Below are 22584 nucleotides of genomic sequence, written 5' to 3' on the forward strand. Positions count from 1 at the left end.
ATTCATATTTCTTCTACGGTTTCACAGGTTTCGGCTTTTTGAGCTTCATGCTGTTTTCTTTCCCATCGAGTTATCGTTGAAGGAAAGCATAGCTGCTTTTGTTAAAATGATAGGCTGTTTTGAAACCGGCAAAATGGGAATGCGCCCCTTTTATTCTGCTCAGTGGAGGCTGGCCAACCGATGGGTGAGATATCAGCTGGAATAGTTGGTATTATACCATCGACTTGACCAGCCTTTACATTTCCCAATATTGTGACATTGTCTAAATCCCAAAAACTGGATCATCGAGTATTAACTTCTAAAAATGCATCATCCAATCCTTGAGTCGTTGCCAAGAGTGATTTGCGTCCTCCACCTATCTTCCGAATGCGTTGGGCTTCACCGGATATACCTCGCCCCCAACTCCTCGTTGCCCCCGACGAATGGTGCGATCATCAACAACCGAAAAGCCTACGCATATAGCTCGCACCGCCATGTCCTAATTTTGAGGTTTCAATGGCAGCATAACGACGCCGATCTTTTCTGATAGGCTATTATAAAAATCACGCATTTGCGCTTCTATCTCTGGAGAGTAAGTTTGTATCGTCATAATCGAATATGAATACTGAATTTATAGTCTGTCCACAACCACTATCTGTATATTTTTAAACATTCCAAAAATTTGAAGTGCTGTTTTTTGCATAACTACTAAGACAGTAGAGGAGATACATGAGATCATATTCGGAAATTATTAAATCCTTGGTCCTTATTGAATTTTCGGATGAAGAGTCAAACCGTACTAAACTCAGGGCTCAAGCACTCCGATTGAGCAACTCTGGGTATAGTATCAGTCAGATTTCACAAATATGTTTGACCACTCAGGAAACAGTTTCGAAGTGGATTGATGGATGGGAAAATATCAATTTGACTCTTTAATTGATAAACCACGTTCTGGAAGAACGCCGCTGATCCATAGTGAGATGCATGATGAAGTTATTGATATTGTGAAGAAAAATCCAAGACAACTTAAAAGTGCCATTACTGAAATACAGGAAAAGTTTGGTAAAAAAGTCAGCGTAAAAACCCTGAAACGGATTATAAAAAAAACTGACGTTGGTGTCGAGGACGGAAATCTCTCAAAAGCAAAACGCAATGAGAACGAGTTCAGGGAAGCGCAAAAGGAAATTGAGATCTTGAAAGATGAAGATAAGGCAAATATCATTGACTTGTATTATTTTGATGAATCTGGATTTACCGGCGTTCCTGAGATTCCATATGCCTGGCAAGATGAGGATGAGCAGCTTTTGCTTCCGAGTGGAAAAACCTCAAGAATCAATGTGTTGGGATTCTTGAATAAGCAAAATGATTTCTTTCCTTGCGTTTTTGACTGCTCAGTTACTTCAGATATTGTAACCGCCTGCTTTGATGCGTTTTCACGTTACATAACAAAAAGAACCATTGTTGTTCTGGATAATGCTCCAATACATCACAGCGCCATTTTTAAATCTCAAATTGGGACATGGGAAGAAAGAGGCCTTTTTCTATACTTTATTCCCAAATATTCACCGGAGTTGAATCTGATTGAAATTTTATGGAAACATATCAAGTACTTTTGGCTATCAACATCTGCTTATAAAGGATTTGAATTTTTGAAAACTGAGTTAAATAATATATTGGCAAGCGTCGGTAAGGAATTTACAATTTCGTTTTCTTAACCTGGATTTATATTTGTCCATGTACTTAAAATCAAAATATTGGCCTGGCTGAGCCGTATTGAAAACGGAAATTTCGGAGATCACAAACAAATTGATACAACCCTTTATGAACTGCGCTTTTTATTCGGCCCCGGGGATACAGGGTTTACTACACAATCCATGGAACCACCGTTGTGCTGCTGCTGGCCGGTGGCGACAAATCCACCCAGCAGAAAGATATCCGGGCAGCCAAAAACATGCTTAAAGAAATGGAGGAATAAAAAATGACCCTTGAAAGAAAACCCTTTGACATTGCAGAGCACTTGAACACACCGGAAGATATCAGAAATTTTTTACAGGAAGTGCTTGATACAGGAGATGAATCCGATTTTATACACGCATTAAGTACGGCGGCCCGGGCCATGGGCATGAGCGAAGTGGCCAAAAAAGCCGGTGTCACCCGGGCAAGCCTTTATAAATCACTGTCAGAAAATGGGAACCCGGGGTTCATTACGATCAGCAAAGTCACCAAGGCTCTGGGGTGCAAACTGGCTGTGACATAATAGAAAAAGGCTTTATTCCCTTTAATTTTTATGGCTCTACGAAAAATAGCTCACTATAGTTTCAGCATGTTACGGAGATATTTCATATTTCTCAATCATGGCGAATGTAGTGCCATAAAATTAAATAATTTTTTATTTTCCATTGTAACTGTGCGCATAATCAGTTCCATGTATATACGAAGGACGACTATCAAAAGCCGGAAAGACGGCGCACAATATTATACCTACAGGCTGGTTGAGTCTGAACGTACCGCCAACGGGGTACGCCACTACACCCTGCTCAATTTGGGTTCGGGATTCTCTTTGCCAGAGGCATCTATATTTACAGGAAAAGAAGCTGTTTGGGTTCCAGGAGACCATCACGCTGTATGATCTGACCAATACATATTTCGAAGGTCAAAATAAGCGTAACAGGTTGGGAAAACGGGGGCATTCCAAAGAAAAACGCTCTGATTGTCCTCCGGTAACCTTGGCCCTGGTGCTGGACAGCAGCGGTTTCCCAAGATGCAGCAAAGTATTTGAGGGCAATATCAGTGAAGCCGGCACCCTGGCCAACATCATCAGTACCATGGACGCCGGACGGAAATCACATGATATGTTTGATGCCCCCAAAGCAACAATTGTTATGGATGCAGGGATTGCGTCCGAAGAGAATATCAAGCGCAAGTCTTACAATGAAGAATATCGGAAAGCCGTGTACGGGAAAACCGTACACACGGTTTGATGAGGGAGCACTGAGGATGCAAGGCTTTTGGAACACGTAGTAGCCGCGTGCGGCAAGGCGTCTCGAATATAGAAAGGGCTGAAGAAACCGGCTGAATCAGTGCTCTACTCTACCCGGAATTTTAAACGTGAGATTAAGCCCTGAATTCTTCACGGATTACCCGGCGCAGGATGTTTTCAATGGGCTCCTTTTCTGTGGAAATATACTGCCGCAGGGCTTCATTAATCATGGTTTGATAGCTGCCACCGCCGGAGTCATGGACTTTGATTTTAAACCAAGCCAATATATCATTGTCAAGGCGGATGGTGATTCTTGTTTTGTTGGCCGGTGGGGCGGAAACCGGTCCGCGTTTGCCCTGGCTGAAATCGTATTCTTTTTTCATAATCCTACCTCATATTGACGGCGTTCGTTTTTTGTTGCTTTCCGTGCTGAAATAATACGGATGCTATTGTTTCTCCATGTATATGAAACCACCAGCACCCGGGATAAAAAATCCAACCCGATGGTGATAAAGCGCTGTTCATACGGGTGTGGATCATCAATAGTCAAGGCGTTCAGGTCTTCAAAAATCCCTACGGCGTCTGCAAAATCAACCCCGTGAGCGATAAGATTTGATTTCGCCTTGTTGTTGTCCCATTGATAATTCATGCCTTATTGTATGTATAATATGTGTACAAGTCAATTGGTATTGCGGAATTTACATGACAATGACCCCAAGCCATGACCCCATGACCCCAAGCCATTAAACATCCAAATCAAGATGAACTTTAATGGCATTGTCAACCTGAAGCATCAAGTCGTGATCGAGATGCCCAATGGGCTTTATTAATCTGGCTTTATCCAATGTACGAATCTGATCGGCTTTCCCTTTGGAGTCTTTGACTAATCCGGTATTGTTTTGGGATAAAAAAATTTCAAAAGGATATATCTTTGATATGTTCCTGGACGTAACGGGGATAATGGTAACCGTTCCTGAATATTGATTCCCAATATCATTCGAAACAACTACAACGGGTCGTGTTTTTGAAATTTCATGGCCGATTACTGGGTCAAGGACTGCCAGAAACAGATCGCCTCTTTTAATATTCATCCCAGTTCTCAATGTCTATTGATTCAAATTCCTTTGTAATTTCAAGGCTTTCATTTTTTGTTTCTTTATACCCTTCAGCCAGAAACTTTTTCGTTTTTTCCTGTTTTATCTGTAAAATTCTAAATTTTATTGCCTCAGCAATAAATGAACTTCTTTTCCGAGGTTCGGAATGTTGATACAATTCTTTGGCAATTGATAAAGGAAGCGTGATATTTAATCTTACCTTTTCGGTATTCATGATATCCTCCTATTAATTATATATGTATTACTATGCGCATATATAAGAGCATTGTCAAGCATATTGATGCATTGATGCATTGATGCAAATTATTGTCGTTTTGTCTGCCAATTTCGGAATTATACCGGTGTTTCAGAGAGTCGATTGCAGGAACTGGCTAAAATATCAAAATATCAAGCCTGACCCCATCATGACGGTACAGCATGTCGGAATAATAATCAGCCAGCTCTTTTTCAATGAAACTGTCCTTACCCTAAGCTGCAACGTGTTCGACGGTGATCGTCACCTGAAGCCCGGCCTTGGAGAGCATATCCACCAGTGCGTCAATGGTGAACTTGTCTATTTTACCGCGCATTACATCGCTGATCCGGGGTCGGGTCACACCCATAAGTCCTGCAGCATGGGCCTGGGTCATGCCTTTATTTTTGATAAAGGATTCAATTTCCATCATCAGCCTGGACTTAATTATAAGTTTATCTGATTCCTCCTGGGGAAACCCCAGATCCTTGAATACGTTTCCACTTGATTCAATAATTTCCATCATTTTCTCCTCTTGTTTTTTGTACGGCCTTCAAGCGTTGTGCTGCGCTATCCAGATCCCGTTTTGTGGTTTTCTGGGTCTTTTTTAGAAAAGCATGAAGGACATAGACAGCATCGGTAAAGGATGCTGTGTAAATTATTCGGTATTGATCTCGAATTTGAATCCGGATCTCCCTGACGCCTGTTCCGATGGTTTTCATCAGCTTCCAGTCGCTGGGGTCTTTCCCCTCTTGTACTTTGTTGAGCTGATGCCCAGCCTCTTTCTGTGCCGGCTTAGGAAAAAATTTCAGGTCGTTTAGACTATTACCGACAAATTTTAGTGGTTTCATAGATGCAATGTATAAAATTTTATACCCATTGTCAATTCAAGAATTAACATACAGGCTGGATTATTTCCCTTCAATTTTGAGAATTACATCAAAGTCTGTGCCGGTTATCAGTAATATTTGTTTTAGAAATTGGTATCATAGATGTCCCCGAATTCTCCGGCCCGACATCCGATGGTATTAGTCTCAGATAGTTGATTGCAGGAGTTGACTCAAATATCAAAATGTCAAGCCTGACCCTATTCAATGACTATTCCTATTCCTCTGCCAATTTCGGAATTATACCGGTGTTTCAGACAGTCGATTGCAGGAACTGGCTAAAATATCAAAATGTTAAGCCTGACCCCTATATGACCCCTATACTAAAGCCTGACCCCTATATGACCCCTATACTAAAAATAAATAGGGACCCCTTTTTTTTGACCCCTTTTTTTCTTTTTTTTTTGCTGTTGTGTACTTTTTTACAACAACTATGAAAACTTTTTCATAATAATTAGTGTATTTTTTGTCATATTTGCATGCGACTATGTTTTTAATAGCGCTGCAGAGGCTTTGTTTTTTGATTTTTCAAAAAAATTATCATCATATCAACCTACTTTAATTATTATATATTTTTTTTGTAGTGTTGTTGTAATATAATCAAAAAAAAAGGCTTTTTTACAAAAAAAGAATTTGGCACGATCATTGCTAAAAATTGCTAAAATTTGATTGTGTCCTGTTTCCGACTTTAGTATCGACTTTAGGACTTTAGTAGGGATGGATGTGAAAGGAAAGGGATGAAAGGGATGAAACAATTGAAAAACATGTACTGGCAGAAAGGAGGTGGTACTGGCTAAAAGGCTAAAAGATTACTTTAAAAAGTTAACTTAAAACAGCTTTGAAGAAACGACTCGAGACTCAATATTTTGAGTCTACGCTAACCGAAACAACTAAAGGAGCAATTTAAATGAAAAAATTCTTAATACTCGATGATCCAGTTTTTTGGGATTAGACAATGTCACAATATTGGGAAATGTAAAGGCTGGTCAAGTCGATGGTATAATACCAACTATTCCAGCTGATATCTCACCCATCGGTTGGCCAGCCTCCACTGAGCAGAATAAAATAAGTTTTACTTGAATACAAGGGTTCCATTGCGATATATGCTTCATTTCTGCAAATAATAAATGAGGCGGATGTGTTAATAGAGAAGCTGTTGCCGTTTGTTGAAAATTATACCGAGTCACTGAATACTGAGTTAACAGAGTCTTCCCCTGGGATGACCTTAAGTAAATCACAAAAATTCTGGCTGGGTTTCTGCATCACTGGAATCATTTTAACCAACAGCATCAATTGGACTGCTTTTTCCCGTATCAGCATAGGACGGTATAAAAAAACAGCACTTTCCTGGATGTTTCGCCATTCTAAAATTGCTTGGGAGCATTTGTTCCACCTCAGCCTCAAAATTATTTTCAAAGTATATGATATCACCAAAGGTGTTGTCAGTATTGATGATTCCGATAAAAAACGCAGTAAATGCACAACAAAAATTTTTGGCGTCCACAAAATAAAAGACAAATCAACAGGCGGTTTTTGCATGGGTCAAGGCTTGGTATTTTTGGTATTGATAACACCGAAAATAACCATTCCAATAGGCTATGGCTTTCATGTTCCTGATCCAAAAATCAGCGAATGGGTCAAGGAGGATAAAAGGTTAAAAAAGGCTGGAGTTCCAAAATCAGAACGCCCGAAAAAGCCGATGCGATCAGATGAATATCCAACTATTTCAAGTATTTCTATAGCTCTTTTAAAAACCTTTGTACAGCAACACCCTGAAATAAAAATAGAAGCAATTGTTGCAGATGCCTTGTATGGTAATGCTGAGTTCATGGATGAGGCTTCAAAAATTGCAGGAAGCGCTCAAGTCATTAGTCAAATAAGGTACAATCAAAATATTTCATTCAAAAACAGTAAAAAATCAGTGGAAAAATATTTTGAAAATATTCAACCGATTCAAAAAACCATACATATACGCGGAGGCAAAGGGGTTGTTGTACTTATTAAAAGTGCCAGAATACATGTGTGTGCCCATAGAAAAAAACGATTTGTCATTGCAATAAAATACACTGGAGAAGAGGACTATCGGTACCTTGTCGCTTCGGACCTGACCTGGCGATATGCTGATATAATAGATGCTTTTACACTCAGATGGTTAGTAGAGGTTTTTATTCAAGACCACAAGGGTAATGAAGGGTGGGGAAATTTGACCAAACAACCTGGTAAAGATGGGTCTTACAGAAGTTTGACCCTGAGTCTGTTGGTTGATCATTGTCTCCTCCTTCATCCGGACCAGGTGGCCTCGATAAATAACAAACTGCCCGCAAAAACTGTTGGCAGCCTATGTGATATCGTCAAAGTTGACAGCATCTTATCCTTTGTCGAACAAATCATTCACAGTGATGACCCAGAATCCCATTTCAAGCAGATCTCGGTATTTTTAAAAGAGCATTTTGTAAAGTCAAATGATTCCAAAAAACACATGAATCTAAAACCTTGGGGAAATTATCAATCCTCCCCATCATTAAAATATAAAGCATTCTGTTAACATGGGGATAATAACTGGTAGATACGTTCCATGTCAATTTTTAAAAACTGGATCATCGAGTAATAACAGGTTTGTTATCTTTTTTCTTCTTCTGCGGGTCTGCATATGCTATCACCCAAACACCATTTGACATGTACACTCCCTATGGTACAAACTTCAACATTCTTGGAGATTCAATTGAGCAACTTGATTTTGCATCAAGTTATGGGGTAGCAGTAAATGCCAATACATTAGCAGGAACGCCCGACGATCCTTTTAATTTTGTTTTTCAGTCTAATGTCACTGGTTTTACCGACATTAATGGTAATAGCGCCGCAACGCCCGGAATCAACTTACCGGCAAGTCCGTCTTTTGATCAATACGAGTACACCTTAGTTGGTTCTATTTGGGAGACTTATGATGGATTAGGCGGATTAGGTGCAAGTTTTACTTTAGCCAATGCTCCAGCCGGCGAGACAAACTTTATTGAAATTTACGCCGATACATATGATGCAGGAACAGTCCAATCCAACCTAAACACAGGTATGGGTTTTACGGATGGAACACTCATATTGAGGGCAGAAGCCGTATCGGGAGATGGACTTTTTACCATAACTGATGATCTTAATTCTAATGCAGTACCCGACAACCAGGATAGAGGCATTGGCTCAACTAAAATAATTTGGAAGGTGTCTTTTTTTGATTCCACATACTTTGATTTTGGTGGAATTGATTTGTCTGATCCAACTAATTTCCTGTATTCACAGTTTGATGGTACATTGAACCTGCCTCCACCTGCTGCTGCCAATTCAATAGTAATGTGGGATGGAACCGATCCTAATTTTTTTACTGGACTTGCAGATGGAACAACTCAATATAATACTAACGACTTTTTATTTCAAGTTGACGCTTTTAAAATTTTCCAGCCAGGTGTTGTTCCTGAACCTGGAACATTCTTTTTATTTGGGCTTGGTTTGCTTGGTTTAAGTGCAACAGCTAGAAGAAAAAAATAAAGTCCTTATACCTATAAATCAACCAAAATAGTTTATTAAAAAAAATAAAAAAAGACTTGATTTATTAATCAAGTCTTTTTTTATTGACTTTATGACTGAATAGTGAAATTAGATAATTAATCTATCTTAGGAGAAATCATGGAAACCGTTGCTTGCCAATTATGTAACAGTAGAAAATACACCGTCCAATTTTCGGCCTATGATTATATAACGAATGAAGCCCACGTTCTTGTCAGGTGCGATAATTGTAATTTTTCCTATGTTAATCCTCAACCTACAGTTGATCAGCTTCAAAAATACTATCCTGAGTCTTATTACGGAGATGATCAATTTTTGTATGAAAAAATAGATAACTTCATTAGGTTTAAAAAAATCAAGGAGCTATTCCCTGATACTACTGGCACTATTTTAGACATAGGTTGTGGTAAAGGTTTATTATTAAAAGCATTGGAAGATATTAACTGGAAAGTTCACGGAATAGAACTATCTGAGACTTCAGCTCTGTATGCAAAAAAAAAACTAAACATTAAAATTGCAACTCAGATGTTGGATACATGTAATTTCCCGAGTAATCATTTCGATCTTGTTACGATGTTCCATTCTTTGGAACATATGAAAGAGCCTAAAAAAATACTTAAAGAAATTCATAGGGTTCTATCAGACGACGGAATTTTGTTAATTGAAGTTCCAAAATTCGATAGTCTTTTTTCAAAGCTTTTCAAAGAGAAATGGTTCCACCTTGATTTACCACGCCATTTATATCATTTTGAGAATTTTAGTATAAAAAAAATTTTAAAAGATTCTGGTTTCCAAATAATTGACCACAAAAATTTTGCTTTTTTTTATGATATTTTTGGTAATATTCAAAGTTGTTACAATTTTATCTGCTCAAAAGTTAATCTTTTTAACGATTTTAACACTAAACGACTTACTATAAAATCTATTAAAAAATTCAGACATCGTAATAGAATATATTTAGACCTTTTGTTCTGCCATTTAACATTTCCGGTCTTTTTTTTGGTCATGTTGCTTTTATCGATTGTGTTATCACTTTTTAATCAAGGTGGTACACTGATCATTCTTGCGCAAAAACATCCAACTATTTAAAAAATAATGAAATTCTCGGCAATAGATGTTCTGATAACTTGTGTTTGTCTCATTTCAATAATTTTTTGTTCAACTATCATTACTATTATATTCTCTTCTGTATTTCGAAGTAGTGACGAATATTTACCTATCATAAAAATGATTTTATTTTTAGTGTTTTTTTTTCTCCTATTAGGCGGTATATATCCACGAGTATTACGATTATTTTGTCCGGCTAAAGATTCAATTTTCTCTTCTGAAGATTCAACTATTGAGTGTCTTTTCTGGAAGCAGACCGTGTTCAGTTATGAGTTGACCGTTTCTATATTTGCCTATATTATTCCAGTTCTTCTCAGAGCCCCAGTCTACAGATTATTGGGGGCAAGAATTGGCAAAGGCGTTTTGATCGCTGGCAAGATAGTCGAACCTCAGATGGTGACTTTAGGCAATTACTCTCTTTGTGGAGAAATGTCTCTATTAATGGCTCATGCGATAATGGGAGATAAAGTTGTTTTAAAAAAAATAACTATTGGGGACAACGTGTCCGTGGGGGCTCATGCCATCATTATGCCCGGAGTAGCTATAGGCGATAATTCTATAATTGCAACTGGATCCCTTGTACCTATGGATACAATAGTCCCTGCAAATGAAATTTGGCGCGGGATACCAGCCAAGAAATGGAAATCAGTAGACCCTTTTGATGTCAAATCTTGATAAAGCTTGGCTCATGTTGCGTTTCAGGGTCTTTTTAGGGGATGATAAGTCTAACTATTTAAAATATATAACAAAATAATCCAGCCTTGTAATATACAAAACATTGATATTACTAATTATTTCAAATACATAGGGCTTTTATCAAAAATAAAATCCCAAAACACAACATGAGCCAAAAATAATTTAGGGCTCGAATTGCCTTGGAACCAATTAATGACCCGACCAAATATACTAATTTTACCCTATATGCCAACCTTATCACATACCTCAAGACCGCTTGAGATAGCTAAACTTTTAAGGGCGGATGGCTGTAATGTTTTATTTGCAGGATTTAATACAAATAAGTCCAAGTTTTCTTTCATAGAAAAAGAAGGATTTAAATGTTTAGCATTGTTTGAACCCGACCCAGATACTCTTTTTACTAATATCAGAAACGGGAAAATGAAATTTGTTTCTGCCTTAACGTTGGATCAAATAGTAAAAGCAGATATCAATTTATTCAAAAAAGTTGCTCCTGACTTGATTTTATCGGACGGCAGGTTTTCAGCTATGATATCAACTCAAATTGCAGACATACCGCATGTAGCCGTTGTAAATGCATCATCCACAGAATATCGAAGCATTCCTTACATACCATTTTTTGAAAAAATCTTTCCTCTCTGGATGCGCGAACATAAAAACTTTCGTCAATTTTGCGATAAAATGAATCTGAAAATAGAAATGGCCGTTTTTGACAACGCTATGAACCATTTTAAACGTCTTTCCAAAAAATACAACCTGAAACTACCGGTTACAGCAACCAACTGCCTTGCCGGCAAAGATCTTACATTGTTGGCTGATATTCCTGAATACTTCCCAGTTAAAAATCAACCTGATAACTACCATTACATTGGCCCCATTACTTGGAAGAGATCTGTTAACACGCCCAAGCCAAGGTGGTGGCCCCTTCCTGAAACGGATAAACCTAAAATTTATCTGACCATGGGCACAACCGGTGAAAATAATCTTTTTTCATTAATATACAACTACCTCAAAAAGTCCGATTTTATAACCATCATTACAACAGGCAGCCAAAACGATCAGTTTAAAACCATCCCTGGCAGAATTTATGTTGAGGACTACATTGATGGAGAAGCCGTTCTTAAAAAATCAGATTTAGTTATATGTCATGGCGGAAACGGCACCATATACCAGGCTATTGGCAAGGTAACGCCAATTATTGGCATACCCACAATCCCTGATCAGGATTTTAATATGCGACGAGTAGAAGCACTGGGTGTCGGGATTAGGATACCCATAAAAACCATTTTAAAAAAACCGGACATCCTGATGGATAAAATTCAGACAATTCTGACGAACAAAGATTATTTTAAAAAGAATCTATACAAACTGCAAACAAGTCTTAAAAAATATACAGGGGCAGATATTGCTGCAGATTTAATTCAATCTTATTTGTCGTAAAATCAATCGACCCTTTTTAAAAATTTTGCTGGATTCCCGCCCCATATTTTTTTCACCGATTACCGTATTGGGGGTACTACTGAGTATGCCGCCACAATCGGATCATTTTCAATGTTGACACCGGCCCATAGCAAATAAACAAGAATCGGTTAGACTCACTGAGAACAATAAGAGAAATAATAATATGGCATTGAGCCGGATTGTTCTCATAAAAAGCCCTTTAATCAAAAGGTGTATAACACTTCAACGTATCCCCGGTCGTTCTCATTAAAGAGCCCAAAATCTCCGTCGCTTTCTCCATAAAAAATATCCACCCCGCAAATGATTTTTAGATAATCATTATGATTATAGGTGATTTTTGGCCGAAGCAAATAATCCCTCTGATTCAAGCTTGAAACCATGAACAATTCCAGTTCGATCTTATCTTCAAAAAATTCTTTTTTCATCCAAATAGAAAGAGCGGTAGTATACTCCTTTTGAGTCATGTCTGCCTGATAATCCAGAATGATTTCCTGCAGGAGCTGGAAATTTGTTTCCAGGGAGTTTAAGAATGTATAATCCACACCAAGCAGCCACTTGAAGGTATCACTTCTAACTATTCCGTCATTGTCAGCAGGATTCTGCGAAGAGATAAACATCTCATGATTATAAATAAATTCCCCCTTGAAAACAGCGTCCATGTACTCTTTGGAAAAGGTGTGTCCAAACCTGTGCATTCGTTCATATTCCGGTTGGTATGTAATGCTTATGGGCTGGCTACTCCCGACTGGATTAAATGAAATATACCGGTAGCTCACTGGAAAGTTATAATAATCGTATAAATAGAATACGGACAGATCCCATCCGTCCATCAACTTTGACGCCCGGAATCCCAGTTCGCTATTATCAAGACTGTTCGCCGGCTCATGGCCTTCATTCATAACGATATCTGCATTTTGTTCATAAATCAATCTGGAGAAATCAAATTCCGAACCCTGTTTGCCAAATTCATTAAATTCAGGATACGGAATAAAAACAAACTGGAGATACAAGCTGCCAGGGTAATACTCCAGGTTAATTGCAGGGACGGGAATTCTAATCTGATCCAGATCCGGCAGGATATATTCCCTCAAATCATTAGGGTTGACAATATCGGCAAAGAAGAGTCCCACAGCCTCCCCCCAGACAATCTGTTGATTTCCAATTCGCAATTCGGCATTTCCCCAACTAAAATCCACGTAGGCATCCCTTAAATCTGTCTGCTTTTTTTGATCACTTTCAACACCTTCATTATAGTTGTCGGTTAGATCAAAGACAGCGTCATAGGACAATCTGCCTCCAAACACATAGGACAAATTATCAGAAACCCTTCCGGATAGATTAAAATTGAAATCTGTTTTAATTTTCGAAAATTGATGGGGTTTTTTCAAACGATAAGCGGTTTGGTTTCTCAAATCACCATTTACGGTCATGGATGCTGCCGTCCGGCTTTTTTCAGGCAACTGCCGGGATGGCATACCGGTATCAAATGAGGGAAAAAGAGCGTCCAGACTTTCCTGGTCCAATTCGCCTGTATTATCCGGCTGAGAAGTATCGGTATTATTTTTTATAGTTTCATCATGATCCATCGACCCAGCATCTTTTTGAACTGTAGTTGATTTGGCAATACCCATAGTTTCGATTTGGTGCTTTTGCTGATGGGCAATATTAAGGTGTCTGTTGGACGCTGATGCGTCAGATGGATCAAGGCTCCATATCCACATGTGGATGACAAAAATAATGAAGCAAAAACAAGCTTTTTCCATCATTGAACGCATGTGAATCCGTATAAAATGGTTTTTAGTATTTTAATTTTTTTAAATAATTTTTCGTAAATACTCTGTCAGGAAAATCATCCAGGGTCATGTTTGAATAATCAATGATGGTCTTCTGACCTTCAACCAAGGGATTATCAAGAACCAGCCGGGTAGGCCTAATTTGGTCTAAAAGCTTTTCATAGTTTGTGTAATAGCAAGTTTTTAAAAGTTTGCCGGAAAAAGCATAAAACTCACCTTTTAAAGGATAATAGGTATCCTTCATCACCCATAAATTAACTTTGTGATAGGTTACCCTTTCATCCTTGGCCGTCAGTTCAAGGATATAAAATTCTTTCCCTTTGATAATCACCGTATCTTTCAGTACAGGATCATAATCTCCTGAAAAATTGGCTCTGGCAATGTCCCCGTTTGCAGCCTCACCGAAAAGTCTTTGCTGAAGAGAAATCCTTAACGGTTTGGAGATATTCTGTAAGAAAGCCCATAAATCATAGCGTAGCATTAAAAGGGAGGTTCCTTTGTCCATCGCGGGTTCCAATGTCTTAATGATGGTTTTATCCTTGCCCTTCATCCATATTTCATAAACAGCAATTTTATCTTCTTTACCCGGTTTTTTGCTGATGATCCTGGCGGTTACCCGGTAATCTTTTTTAGGGGCTCTTATTTCATCTGCATATTCAAGAATTTTTAGGGCTGTAATTTCTTCAGCCGTTAATATTTTTAAAGGAAAAACTGAACATATAAAAATAAGAGCCAGTATTATTGTTATTTGCTTCATAAAAGGATCCTAATAGTGCCTGAGGGCATCCGTAATGTTAAGGTTTGACGCTTTATATGCCGGATAAAAAGAAGATATTAACGAGGCAGCAACAGATATGAACATTGACGAAATCAGAAGATCCGGCACAATTCTTATAAGAGCTGTCCAGCCGACCGTGGCTCCCGGCGGAGGTGGCATGGGAATTCCGAAAAATGATATTATCTTGGCCAGAATCACACCAAGGGCGATACCTGCTGCACCTCCAAGTACCCCAAGAATAAAACCTTCAGCCAAAAACAATCGTAAAACATCATTTTTTTTATATCCCATGGCCATTATTGTCCCGATTTCCCTGGTTCGCTCCCATATAGCCATATTAATGGTATTAAAAATACTCAGGACGACAATAACCATGATAATCAGCTTTAGTATAAAAAACTGTTTTCCATACAATTGAACCGTTTTGTTGTAAAAGTCAGCCAATTGCTTCCATATCTTAAGCTCTAAAGGCAGCTTCCCCTTTTGAATGATTTTCAACACTTCATCTCTTGCTTTTTCCGTGTTTTCAGTCCGGTCCAGAAGAACTACCAGGGTCTGGACCCCCTCAGTCCGTATTAAATTTTGCGCCATTTCAATGGGAAGCCTTAGCGCCCTGTCATCAAACTCTTTAGCTGCTGTAAAAAATATTCCTTTTACATTCATGTCAAAGGCGTTTAGAGACCCGCCCACTGTATTTGTCAGCAATACCAATGAGTCCCCTGGCTTTGCCCCTAAATTTTTAGCAAGCCCTCTTCCAAGAATGACCTCAAATTGATCCTTTTTGGCAAGATTATCCCCCTCCTGGATAGCAAGCCCGGTCTCAGCATCTTTAATATTTTCAATTTTATTTAAAAGCAACTCGCCTTCCGGATTAACCCCCTCACAAAAAACAGAAACCGTATTATCTCCTGTACTGATCATTCCTGAAAAAGCGATCCTTGGTGTCACCAATGTAACATGCTCTATAGCAGAAATTTGCCGGATAATTTCTTCAGTATCCTCAATCAAATAATCAAAGGGTGCTGATGCGCCATGATCGATGTAACCTTTGGCATATATTTGGACGTGTCCCAAATGGCTGTGAATCACAGCCTCTCTCATCTGCAAAAACGTATCTTCAAAGAACCCCCCGGCAATGATGATAGAAACCGATCCGAAAGCGATGGCGGCAAGGGTTATGAGCGTCCTGATTTTATTTCTGAATACGTTTCTTATTGCCAGCTTGATACTGATTGGAATGTTCATTTGTTTACTCTTCAGTTGATCTTCTACCTTGAACCCGGTTCCGGTAATCACCATCACAATTGCCATTTTTTTTTATATTACCTTTCCGGTCAAAATAATCGTGTTCCACAATTTTACCGTCAGTAATTCGGATAATCCGGCTGGCCATTTGCATGACCTTTAAATCATGGGTTGAGAAGATAAACAACGTATTTGAATCTTCATTTATTTTTTTCATGATATTCAGCACATCTTCGCCTGTTTTCTGATCTAGGTTGGCTGTCGGTTCATCCGCCAGTATGATCCTGGGTTCCGTTACCAGAGCCCGGGCAATGGCCACCCGCTGCCGCTGCCCTCCGCTCAATTCATCCGGCCTGTTTTTCATATACTTTTCCAGATCCACACTTTCCAGGGATGCTCTTACCCGGTCTGAACGCTCGCCCCTGTTCCTAACGGTTTTCAACAGAGGATATTCCACATTTTCAAACGCTGACAGCACCGGTATCAGGTTGAAGGTTTGAAAGATGAAGGAAAGCTTGGCAAGCCGGATGTCAGCCAGCCGATTGGAAGAGAGCGTGGACACCTCTTCGCCGTCTATTTTGATACTCCCGCTGCTGGGCTTGTCAATACATCCAATCAGGTTTAAAAGTGTTGTTTTGCCGCTACCCGAAGGGCCGGCAATGGCAAGGAATTCTCCCTCGTTGATTTCAATATTGATATCATCCAGTGCCTGCACCTTTGTCTTGCCCAGATAAAATACCCGTGAGACCTTTTCGGTTTTTACAACAACCCCGGCCATTAGATAACTCCCCCCTCCTATTTTGATTCAAACTCAACATCCCAATAAATTTCAGACAACGGCAATTCACAATTAACTGATTCCATTTTTAGAATCCGGTCTGCACCTTTGTATGAACGGTATAGCCAGCCATCACCACTGCGTGTATATTGTTCAACACGACACTCTTTTTGGGAAACAAGGATATATTCTTGAAGCGTGGGGATCGTTTGGTAATAAGCAAACTTTTTCCCTCTATCAAATACTTCCGTTGAATCTGAGAGAATCTCCATGATGACAACCGGGTTCGTCAATGTGTCAAATTCATCATCCTCAAACTCTGCATCACCGCAATAAATTACAATATCCGGGTAAACATAATTCTCGGCAATTTTAACCCGCATGTCATTGGAAAACAGATTACAAGTGGATTTATCTGCTTTGAATTTTCCCCCTAACGCTACTGTAAGATTAACATTGATACGGTTATGATTTCTTCCGGCCCCAACCATGGCAAAAGCTTCACCATCAAAAAATTCATATTTAATATCAAGGGCGCTTTTTTCAAGTGCAAGATATTCCCCCGGTGTCATCTTATTTTTATCCTGCAGTTGTGCGGTCATATCCCTTAATCCTTCCCTCTTAATTTTTAAAAAGAATGAGACAACAAGCCTCAGATCTAAATTAAAAAGCTTTCAATGCCCTTTCGACGTGTAAAATGCCGGATCGGGCGTCCATGCCCCACCCTGAAAAGCATCACCTGGCCGTTCTTAGCATCAACACTCCGGAAAAGTTTGAAATAGTCTTCTCTGACTGAATTCAGTAAATCCTTGTGTTTTTGCATAAACTTTCTCCCCTGATTCAAAAACAGCCGCATAAAAAAAAGTGTAATTGCTGTCATTGGCTGAATATGATACCCCTGCCGCGTCAATTCAAGCCAGACCCGTTCCAGCGCTCTGCCTCCCACCAAAAAGTCCTTATTGCCACTCCCCTCAACTGTTAAGAGTATGACGGCAGAAGAATTAATAATTCCCTGATAAGAATGAAACGCAACCATCCGACCTATACCCGCGTTATTAAATGCATTCATAACGGCCCACGGTTTGGAGATTTTCAAAAAGATTTCGCCTGCCGGACCGGCCTGGAGATTTTTCAAAGGAAGCCCGTCACCGGTTTTTTCAACCTCGCCGGGAGAAAAACGAATCATCTTCATAAGATGCTCATGGAGTGAACGGTGTTCCGTTCTGATACGGTCAATGGTATATACAATTTTTGCAAGCTTTTTTATATCTTCTCTTTGGGTGACAACATGTAATTTTGCCCCAGGAAAACCGGATATAACACCATCAATAAGATTTAGTGCTGATTTTGAAAAAGATTCCCGGCGAAACATTGTCCGGTTTGTATGTCTTTTCCATATAAACTCGTGCAAAGGATCTTTTTGAACATGGGCCATGGGTTTAAAATGAATTCGGGCACCGATTCCTGATAGATTATCTTTTAATTCAATTTCAGGTTCAACCCCGAAAAGGCCGGCGGCGACGTTTATGTTTTCAATGGCCGCCCCACAAGAGATAATTGAGGCGATTTGATTGACATTAAAAAAGGAGTGGTCGGCATCCGGGTCTATCCAAACGGAAACCTGGTTATCGGTGATAGAAAATTTCCATGGTTGGGCATTATCCCCCGACGGCGCCTGGATACCCGCCATAACAAGATATCTTAAAGCCTTCTCCGGGAGGGGTGTTTTTTCCATAGATGATATTTGGGGGATCTCCGGGATATTAACAGGCGCTTTATTTTTTCGAGATTCAATCATTTTTTTCACAATACCGATCTTCATTCGCTGAATAGGATTCCGATTTCCGAAATGTAATTTTCCCTTTCTTAATTTCATCAAAAAAGGGTCAAACTGGAAATAGTGCGGAACCGGCTTAAGGCCTTTTCTGTTTAAAATAATACGCAACGCTTCCGTTCCGGCCATTCCCGCACAAATCTGGCAGGCAACATTTAGGGAAGGGCCTGCTTCTTGTTTCAGATTCACTGTTGAAAAATCCATGTACTTGATGTGGGTTGCCCTGGGCGCCAGACCAAGAGCAAATGACAAAGATTTCTCTTCCGGGCTCATATTCTCAACAATATTGAAATATTCATCAAATCCCATTCCCTGGTTCGGAGCAAAGACTAAAAGCGCGGAACTAAAGCCCATAGGGCCGGCAGTTACGACATAAATCCCTTTTTCCCTGGCCCGCTTGAAAAGCTGCCGCCTGATGTCAAAGCAAAAAAAATCAAGCCCATCAAGAACGACATCCACCCCTTCTAAAAATGCGTCAATATTATCCGGTTTAATTCCATGGGGAAACGTTTTAATATTTATATGAGGGTTTATAAGAAGGGCTTGTTCTTTCATGACATCCAGTTTAGGTTTTCCAAAACAACCGGTATGTGCCCCATATTGCCTGTTGATGTTAACGGGTTCAAAAACATCAAAATCAGAAATATGAAAGTTGCCAACGCCTGAGCGAACCATGGTGATCAAATGGAGACCGCCAACCCCACCCATGCCTGGAATTGCAATTTTTGCTCTTTTTAATTTTTTTTGTTCAGCCCGGGTTAATAATCCTATATTTCGTGAAAATGCCTGGTCATAATATTCTGAGGCGGAATGGATATCATAGGATTCTAAGTGGCTTGAAAATTTTGGCATCGTATTTTTTTGTCTAAATCCAGAATTGTCTGGAATTAAAGTATCTTTGTTGGAAACGTGTAAACAAAATGAATTTTTCAAAATACCATCGGATATCGCTAAAGACAAGGTTAAAATTATACCCGGTGATTATGTTTCATTGTGCTCTCAGGGGAAAGCGCTTGACAAATAATTTTAAAAAATACACGATAGTACAGTGACTTTCGATAGAATTTTCACACAAAAAAAGAGTAACCCAGGGTAAAATAAAGATGATCACCAAAAGCCTTACCTACGACAAATTTCGTTTCGGTCAAGTCATAGATGATGATGTCTTAAAAGATACCTTCCGGATGAGGTATGAAGTCTATGTGGAGGAGTTCGGGTTTGAAGATAGAGCCGACCATCCGGGTGGATTGGAAACGGATGAATACGAAAAAGAGTCGATCCATTTTGCCTGCCTGAATGAAACAGATTCCGTGGTCGGCACCATACGCCTGGTGCGCCATTCAGACAAAGGGTTTCCCATTGAACATGCCACAAAATTAAGTTTACCGGGGGAAAAACCTGAGCCGGACAAAATCGGCGAAATTTCCAGACTTACGGTAACCAAAGACCTCAGGCGCCGTAAAGAGGACGGCATGTATGGCGTGGAGTCTTATTTAAAGAAAAAAGAAGGCGGGATACTGCCCGATGACGGGAGCATTCCAAAAGAGATGGCGGGCAGGAAAAACCCTATCATTGTCCTGGGGCTTTACCAGGTGATGCTCCATGAAAGTTTGCGACAGGGGCTGACCCATTGGTACATGATCACTGAAAAAAAATTATTCTATGCCCTGAAAAAATATGGATTTTTATTCCACCAAATCGGAGATCCTGTACAATATCATGGTGAGAGGGTTCCCTATTTTGCAGATATTCATGAACTGCTGGTCAATCTGAAGCACACCGATGCAGGCATGTATGACCTTATGCTTACCGGATTGGAAGAAGCGTATCGACCGGATATTTAATTTGGGAAGCAAACAAAGAATAATGAATATCAAAGGTTATACCTTTATTATTATAGTTGTATTGCTGGTTTGGGTATGTCCGGCAGTGGCTATGGATGGTGCGCAGATCGCACAGAAGGTGGTGGACCGGGATCAAGGGCAGGATGCCACCTTAAAAATCCGTATGCTGCTGATCGACAAGGGAGGCAAAAAGCGATTCAGAAGCCTGATCACTGTGGTTAAAAAATACGGGAATGTATCTAAAAGCTATATACGCTTTACCTCTCCTGCCGATATAGAGGGAACTGCTTTTTTAACCTGGGAAAACAAAGCCAGTGACGATGATCAGTTCCTCTACCTGCCGGCACTTCAAAGGGTGCGGCGGATTGTCTCCAGTCAGAAATCCAATCGTTTTGTCAACACGGATTATACCTACGAAGACCTGCAGTCCAGGGAAGTGGACCAGGACGTACATACGGTCCTAAGAGAAGAAAAGTTAGATGACCATGACTGCTGGGTTCTTGAAAGCATCCCCAAAGCCACAGATGATTCCCAATATGGAAAACGGGTTACATGGGTTGTCAAAGAGATCTATCTGCCCATTAAGACCGAGTTTTATGATAAACGGAACAGACTTCATAAGATACTCACCGGTAAAGAAATTCAGAAAATCGAGGGGATCTGGACGATCCTTGATGCAGAAATGAATGATTTAAATAAAAACCATCGTACACTGCTGAAGACCGATGAAATAGGATATAATCGCGGCATTCCTGATGAAATTTTTACCAAGGGATATATGAGACATAATCAGTAGAACCTATTATTCTTCAAAATGCCATTTAATGCCCCTTTTATCAAGATATCGCTACGGTTTTTTTATTTTATCAAGCTTTATTTTCCTGTTTTTTTTATGTCCGCAATCCGCATTTTGTTTCAATCCCATAATGATTTGCCAGTCTACCGATTCAACTCAGAGTCAGTCGGTGAAGTCTTTGGAAGAGGGGGATGAACGTACGGATGACACCAGTAACCCATGGGCCGGGGAAAGCTCACGGGATAGCGACAAGGATGAAGGCCTGTTTAAGCTGTCGGGGGAAGTGCACAACAAGTTTGCCCATGATGTAAGTGAGGACAATAATTCAGAAGACGATATGATAAATCATTTCCAGGTGAGGATCGGAACACGCCTGGTGCATGGGGACCGGTGGCGTGCAGTGCTTTTTGTGGATGCAGATTATTTTTCTTATGGCAATGATGGAGACTGGAAAGAAGATGCGGATATCCGGCTGGGTGAGGCCTATCTCAACTTCAGAGGCGACGGGTTTAATATGAAGATAGGCAACCAGATCATCCGGTGGGGTAAAACTGATGCCTACAGTCCGCTGGATAATTTGAATCCCGAGGATTTTCGTGATGATCTTTCCGGTCGCCGGGAGGACCGCAAACGTCCCATTCCCATGGCTTCCATGGAGGTTTATGCCGGCAATTTAACCATTTCCGGGGTTTTTGTTCCGTTTTTTGTCAAATCGGAATACGATCTTATAGGAACAGACTGGGCAGTATTCGGGCGAGCGGACGGGATACCGCTTATGGAAGAAGACCCTTCTGATTCTCTGGGAAACAGCGAAGGCGGAATTCGTTTGTCCGGCATTGTTGAACGCCTGGACTGGGCACTTAGCTGGTTGTCTGCCAGGGAAGATCTGCCAACACCGGATACCCTTCTTCATCTCCCTGTGGGGTTTCCGCTTTCTGCAGGCAATCTGACAACATCTCAATTGGCATATTTTTTAAATGCCACCGGGAAGTCGGTGCTTCTCATTCATGACCGGCAAAATATTTTCGGTTTTGAATTTGAAACTACATTGGATTCTTTCGGGGTGAGAGGTGATCTGGCCTATATTGATCACACCAGTTATTTTACCCGGGACCTGGAGCGGATTCGAAAACCCGTGTTTCAGGCTATGGCAGGAATTGATTATAGCGGCGTAAACGACTGGTATGCCAATTTCCAGGTTTTGATCAGCCGGATCCGGGACTACGAAACCCGGATTGTCTGGGCCAAGGAGACAACACGGGCCATCAACGGCACCCTGTGGAAGGATTTTTTCAATGGAGATTTAAGAGTGGAATGCCGCTATTATTATGACCTGTCAGGAGATGCGACTGTTTTGACTCCCAAGGTCCGTTTATCTTTCTGGACGCCGGTGATATTTGAAATCGGCGGGGAATGGTTTGATGGAACCGAGGAGACGATTCCAGGCCGTTTTCAAAACAACGATCAGGTGTATTTAACTGCTGAAATAAAATTTTAGATGCTA

24 protein-coding genes are annotated in these 22584 nt (G+C 40.1%); 12 read left to right on the top strand and 12 right to left on the bottom strand.

Annotated elements, in window-relative coordinates:
• Positions 1 to 708 precede the first annotated feature (708 nt).
• The 4 genes from DESPODRAFT_RS21035 (at position 709) to DESPODRAFT_RS09360 (ending at position 2960) form a co-directional block, all read left to right on the top strand.
• On the top strand, positions 709 to 915 hold the full coding sequence (locus DESPODRAFT_RS21035) for a helix-turn-helix domain-containing protein (protein WP_245531881.1): 207 nt from the start codon (positions 709 to 711) through the stop codon (positions 913 to 915).
• Positions 888 to 1694: an IS630 family transposase gene (locus DESPODRAFT_RS09345; protein WP_052314684.1), complete on the top strand. Its 807-nt coding sequence runs from the start codon at positions 888 to 890 to the stop codon at positions 1692 to 1694. Before DESPODRAFT_RS21035 ends, DESPODRAFT_RS09345 begins: the two co-directional genes overlap by 28 nt.
• Before the next feature lie 263 nt (positions 1695 to 1957).
• A complete protein-coding gene (locus DESPODRAFT_RS09355) occupies positions 1958 to 2236 on the top strand; it encodes an addiction module antidote protein (protein ID WP_004073095.1) in 279 nt (92 codons plus the stop codon).
• Between the two features lie 235 nt (positions 2237 to 2471).
• The gene (locus DESPODRAFT_RS09360; protein WP_040015921.1) at positions 2472 to 2960 is read left to right on the top strand and encodes an IS1634 family transposase; all 489 of its coding nucleotides are present in this window, start codon (positions 2472 to 2474) and stop codon (positions 2958 to 2960) included.
• A gap of 133 nt (positions 2961 to 3093) precedes the next feature.
• Here DESPODRAFT_RS09360 and DESPODRAFT_RS09365 read toward each other — a convergent pair whose 3' ends face one another.
• The 6 genes from DESPODRAFT_RS09365 to DESPODRAFT_RS09390 all read right to left on the bottom strand — a co-directional run bounded on the left by DESPODRAFT_RS09365 (position 3094) and on the right by DESPODRAFT_RS09390 (position 5157).
• The gene (locus DESPODRAFT_RS09365; RefSeq protein ID WP_004073096.1) at positions 3094 to 3342 is read right to left on the bottom strand and encodes a BrnA antitoxin family protein; all 249 of its coding nucleotides are present in this window, start codon (positions 3340 to 3342) and stop codon (positions 3094 to 3096) included.
• Entirely contained in the window at positions 3339 to 3608 is a 270-nt protein-coding gene (locus DESPODRAFT_RS09370; protein WP_004073099.1) for a BrnT family toxin, read from the bottom strand. Before DESPODRAFT_RS09370 ends, DESPODRAFT_RS09365 begins: the two co-directional genes overlap by 4 nt.
• A gap of 94 nt (positions 3609 to 3702) precedes the next feature.
• Positions 3703 to 4050, bottom strand: coding sequence for a type II toxin-antitoxin system PemK/MazF family toxin (locus tag DESPODRAFT_RS09375; protein ID WP_004073100.1), 348 nt, complete (start codon positions 4048 to 4050; stop codon positions 3703 to 3705).
• The gene (locus DESPODRAFT_RS09380; RefSeq protein WP_004073102.1) at positions 4040 to 4288 is read right to left on the bottom strand and encodes a hypothetical protein; all 249 of its coding nucleotides are present in this window, start codon (positions 4286 to 4288) and stop codon (positions 4040 to 4042) included. The genes DESPODRAFT_RS09375 and DESPODRAFT_RS09380 overlap by 11 nt, the downstream gene beginning before the upstream one ends.
• 253 nt (positions 4289 to 4541) lie before the next feature.
• The gene (locus DESPODRAFT_RS09385) at positions 4542 to 4832 is read right to left on the bottom strand and encodes a helix-turn-helix domain-containing protein (RefSeq protein ID WP_157488458.1); all 291 of its coding nucleotides are present in this window, start codon (positions 4830 to 4832) and stop codon (positions 4542 to 4544) included.
• A complete protein-coding gene (locus DESPODRAFT_RS09390; protein WP_004073108.1) occupies positions 4816 to 5157 on the bottom strand; it encodes a type II toxin-antitoxin system RelE/ParE family toxin in 342 nt (113 codons plus the stop codon). The genes DESPODRAFT_RS09385 and DESPODRAFT_RS09390 overlap by 17 nt, the downstream gene beginning before the upstream one ends.
• Positions 5158 to 6331: 1174 nt before the next feature.
• Between DESPODRAFT_RS09390 and DESPODRAFT_RS09400 the strand changes: the two genes are divergently transcribed.
• The 5 genes from DESPODRAFT_RS09400 to DESPODRAFT_RS09420 all read left to right on the top strand — a co-directional run bounded on the left by DESPODRAFT_RS09400 (position 6332) and on the right by DESPODRAFT_RS09420 (position 11991).
• Entirely contained in the window at positions 6332 to 7738 is a 1407-nt protein-coding gene (locus DESPODRAFT_RS09400; RefSeq protein ID WP_004073111.1) for a hypothetical protein, read from the top strand.
• 131 nt (positions 7739 to 7869) lie between these two features.
• Entirely contained in the window at positions 7870 to 8730 is an 861-nt protein-coding gene (locus DESPODRAFT_RS09405) for a PEP-CTERM sorting domain-containing protein (RefSeq protein ID WP_004073113.1), read from the top strand.
• A 138-nt stretch (positions 8731 to 8868) separates the two neighbouring features.
• Entirely contained in the window at positions 8869 to 9837 is a 969-nt protein-coding gene (locus tag DESPODRAFT_RS09410) for a class I SAM-dependent methyltransferase (RefSeq protein ID WP_004073114.1), read from the top strand.
• A 276-nt stretch (positions 9838 to 10113) separates the two neighbouring features.
• Entirely contained in the window at positions 10114 to 10530 is a 417-nt protein-coding gene (locus tag DESPODRAFT_RS20320; RefSeq protein ID WP_052314685.1) for an acyltransferase, read from the top strand.
• Positions 10531 to 10743: 213 nt separating this feature from the next.
• On the top strand, positions 10744 to 11991 hold the full coding sequence (locus DESPODRAFT_RS09420; RefSeq protein WP_004073116.1) for a glycosyltransferase: 1248 nt from the start codon (positions 10744 to 10746) through the stop codon (positions 11989 to 11991).
• A gap of 224 nt (positions 11992 to 12215) precedes the next feature.
• Here the strand turns inward: DESPODRAFT_RS09420 and DESPODRAFT_RS09425 are convergent, their stop codons facing one another.
• The 6 genes from DESPODRAFT_RS09425 to DESPODRAFT_RS09450 all read right to left on the bottom strand — a co-directional run bounded on the left by DESPODRAFT_RS09425 (position 12216) and on the right by DESPODRAFT_RS09450 (position 19292).
• A complete protein-coding gene (locus DESPODRAFT_RS09425; protein ID WP_157488460.1) occupies positions 12216 to 13598 on the bottom strand; it encodes a DUF1302 family protein in 1383 nt (460 codons plus the stop codon).
• A gap of 211 nt (positions 13599 to 13809) precedes the next feature.
• Positions 13810 to 14562, bottom strand: coding sequence for an outer membrane lipoprotein-sorting protein (locus DESPODRAFT_RS09430; RefSeq protein ID WP_004073119.1), 753 nt, complete (start codon positions 14560 to 14562; stop codon positions 13810 to 13812).
• Positions 14563 to 14571: 9 nt separating this feature from the next.
• Positions 14572 to 15828, bottom strand: a complete 1257-nt coding sequence (locus tag DESPODRAFT_RS09435; protein WP_040016291.1) for an ABC transporter permease — start codon at positions 15826 to 15828, stop codon at positions 14572 to 14574.
• 4 nt (positions 15829 to 15832) lie between these two features.
• The gene (locus DESPODRAFT_RS09440; RefSeq protein WP_004073122.1) at positions 15833 to 16606 is read right to left on the bottom strand and encodes an ABC transporter ATP-binding protein; all 774 of its coding nucleotides are present in this window, start codon (positions 16604 to 16606) and stop codon (positions 15833 to 15835) included.
• Between the two features lie 17 nt (positions 16607 to 16623).
• Positions 16624 to 17208, bottom strand: coding sequence for a Uma2 family endonuclease (locus tag DESPODRAFT_RS09445; RefSeq protein ID WP_004073123.1), 585 nt, complete (start codon positions 17206 to 17208; stop codon positions 16624 to 16626).
• A 56-nt stretch (positions 17209 to 17264) separates the two neighbouring features.
• Positions 17265 to 19292 carry a ThiF family adenylyltransferase gene (locus DESPODRAFT_RS09450; RefSeq protein WP_004073125.1) on the bottom strand — a complete coding sequence of 676 codons (2028 nt, stop codon included), beginning with the start codon at positions 19290 to 19292 and terminating at the stop codon, positions 17265 to 17267.
• 251 nt (positions 19293 to 19543) lie between these two features.
• On the opposite strand from DESPODRAFT_RS09450, the gene DESPODRAFT_RS09455 reads away from it, so the two are divergent.
• The 3 genes from DESPODRAFT_RS09455 (at position 19544) to DESPODRAFT_RS09465 (ending at position 22578) form a co-directional block, all read left to right on the top strand.
• The gene (locus DESPODRAFT_RS09455) at positions 19544 to 20284 is read left to right on the top strand and encodes a PEP-CTERM/exosortase system-associated acyltransferase (protein ID WP_004073126.1); all 741 of its coding nucleotides are present in this window, start codon (positions 19544 to 19546) and stop codon (positions 20282 to 20284) included.
• Between the two features lie 22 nt (positions 20285 to 20306).
• Positions 20307 to 21080 carry an outer membrane lipoprotein-sorting protein gene (locus tag DESPODRAFT_RS09460; protein ID WP_040016292.1) on the top strand — a complete coding sequence of 258 codons (774 nt, stop codon included), beginning with the start codon at positions 20307 to 20309 and terminating at the stop codon, positions 21078 to 21080.
• A gap of 178 nt (positions 21081 to 21258) precedes the next feature.
• A complete protein-coding gene (locus DESPODRAFT_RS09465; protein ID WP_040015924.1) occupies positions 21259 to 22578 on the top strand; it encodes a DUF1302 family protein in 1320 nt (439 codons plus the stop codon).
• The last annotated feature ends 6 nt before the right edge of the window (positions 22579 to 22584 follow it).

This window comes from Desulfobacter postgatei 2ac9 (genome assembly GCF_000233695.2).
Lineage (GTDB): Bacteria > Desulfobacterota > Desulfobacteria > Desulfobacterales > Desulfobacteraceae > Desulfobacter > Desulfobacter postgatei.

Coding starts and splice junctions, on each gene's coding strand:
- DESPODRAFT_RS21035 (WP_245531881.1), top strand. CDS start 709: ATGAGATCATATTCGGAAATTATTAAATCCTTGGTCCTTATTGAATTT.
- DESPODRAFT_RS09345 (WP_052314684.1), top strand. CDS start 888: ATGGGAAAATATCAATTTGACTCTTTAATTGATAAACCACGTTCTGGA.
- DESPODRAFT_RS09355 (WP_004073095.1), top strand. CDS start 1,958: ATGACCCTTGAAAGAAAACCCTTTGACATTGCAGAGCACTTGAACACA.
- DESPODRAFT_RS09365 (WP_004073096.1), bottom strand. CDS start 3,342: ATGAAAAAAGAATACGATTTCAGCCAGGGCAAACGCGGACCGGTTTCC.
- DESPODRAFT_RS09370 (WP_004073099.1), bottom strand. CDS start 3,608: ATGAATTATCAATGGGACAACAACAAGGCGAAATCAAATCTTATCGCT.
- DESPODRAFT_RS09375 (WP_004073100.1), bottom strand. CDS start 4,050: ATGAATATTAAAAGAGGCGATCTGTTTCTGGCAGTCCTTGACCCAGTA.
- DESPODRAFT_RS09380 (WP_004073102.1), bottom strand. CDS start 4,288: ATGAATACCGAAAAGGTAAGATTAAATATCACGCTTCCTTTATCAATT.
- DESPODRAFT_RS09385 (WP_157488458.1), bottom strand. CDS start 4,832: ATGATGGAAATTATTGAATCAAGTGGAAACGTATTCAAGGATCTGGGG.
- DESPODRAFT_RS09390 (WP_004073108.1), bottom strand. CDS start 5,157: ATGAAACCACTAAAATTTGTCGGTAATAGTCTAAACGACCTGAAATTT.
- DESPODRAFT_RS09405 (WP_004073113.1), top strand. CDS start 7,870: ATGTACACTCCCTATGGTACAAACTTCAACATTCTTGGAGATTCAATT.
- DESPODRAFT_RS09410 (WP_004073114.1), top strand. CDS start 8,869: ATGGAAACCGTTGCTTGCCAATTATGTAACAGTAGAAAATACACCGTC.
- DESPODRAFT_RS09420 (WP_004073116.1), top strand. CDS start 10,744: ATGACCCGACCAAATATACTAATTTTACCCTATATGCCAACCTTATCA.
- DESPODRAFT_RS09425 (WP_157488460.1), bottom strand. CDS start 13,598: ATGGATCATGATGAAACTATAAAAAATAATACCGATACTTCTCAGCCG.
- DESPODRAFT_RS09430 (WP_004073119.1), bottom strand. CDS start 14,562: ATGAAGCAAATAACAATAATACTGGCTCTTATTTTTATATGTTCAGTT.
- DESPODRAFT_RS09435 (WP_040016291.1), bottom strand. CDS start 15,828: ATGAACATTCCAATCAGTATCAAGCTGGCAATAAGAAACGTATTCAGA.
- DESPODRAFT_RS09440 (WP_004073122.1), bottom strand. CDS start 16,606: ATGGCCGGGGTTGTTGTAAAAACCGAAAAGGTCTCACGGGTATTTTAT.
- DESPODRAFT_RS09445 (WP_004073123.1), bottom strand. CDS start 17,208: ATGACCGCACAACTGCAGGATAAAAATAAGATGACACCGGGGGAATAT.
- DESPODRAFT_RS09450 (WP_004073125.1), bottom strand. CDS start 19,292: ATGCCAAAATTTTCAAGCCACTTAGAATCCTATGATATCCATTCCGCC.
- DESPODRAFT_RS09455 (WP_004073126.1), top strand. CDS start 19,544: ATGATCACCAAAAGCCTTACCTACGACAAATTTCGTTTCGGTCAAGTC.
- DESPODRAFT_RS09460 (WP_040016292.1), top strand. CDS start 20,307: ATGAATATCAAAGGTTATACCTTTATTATTATAGTTGTATTGCTGGTT.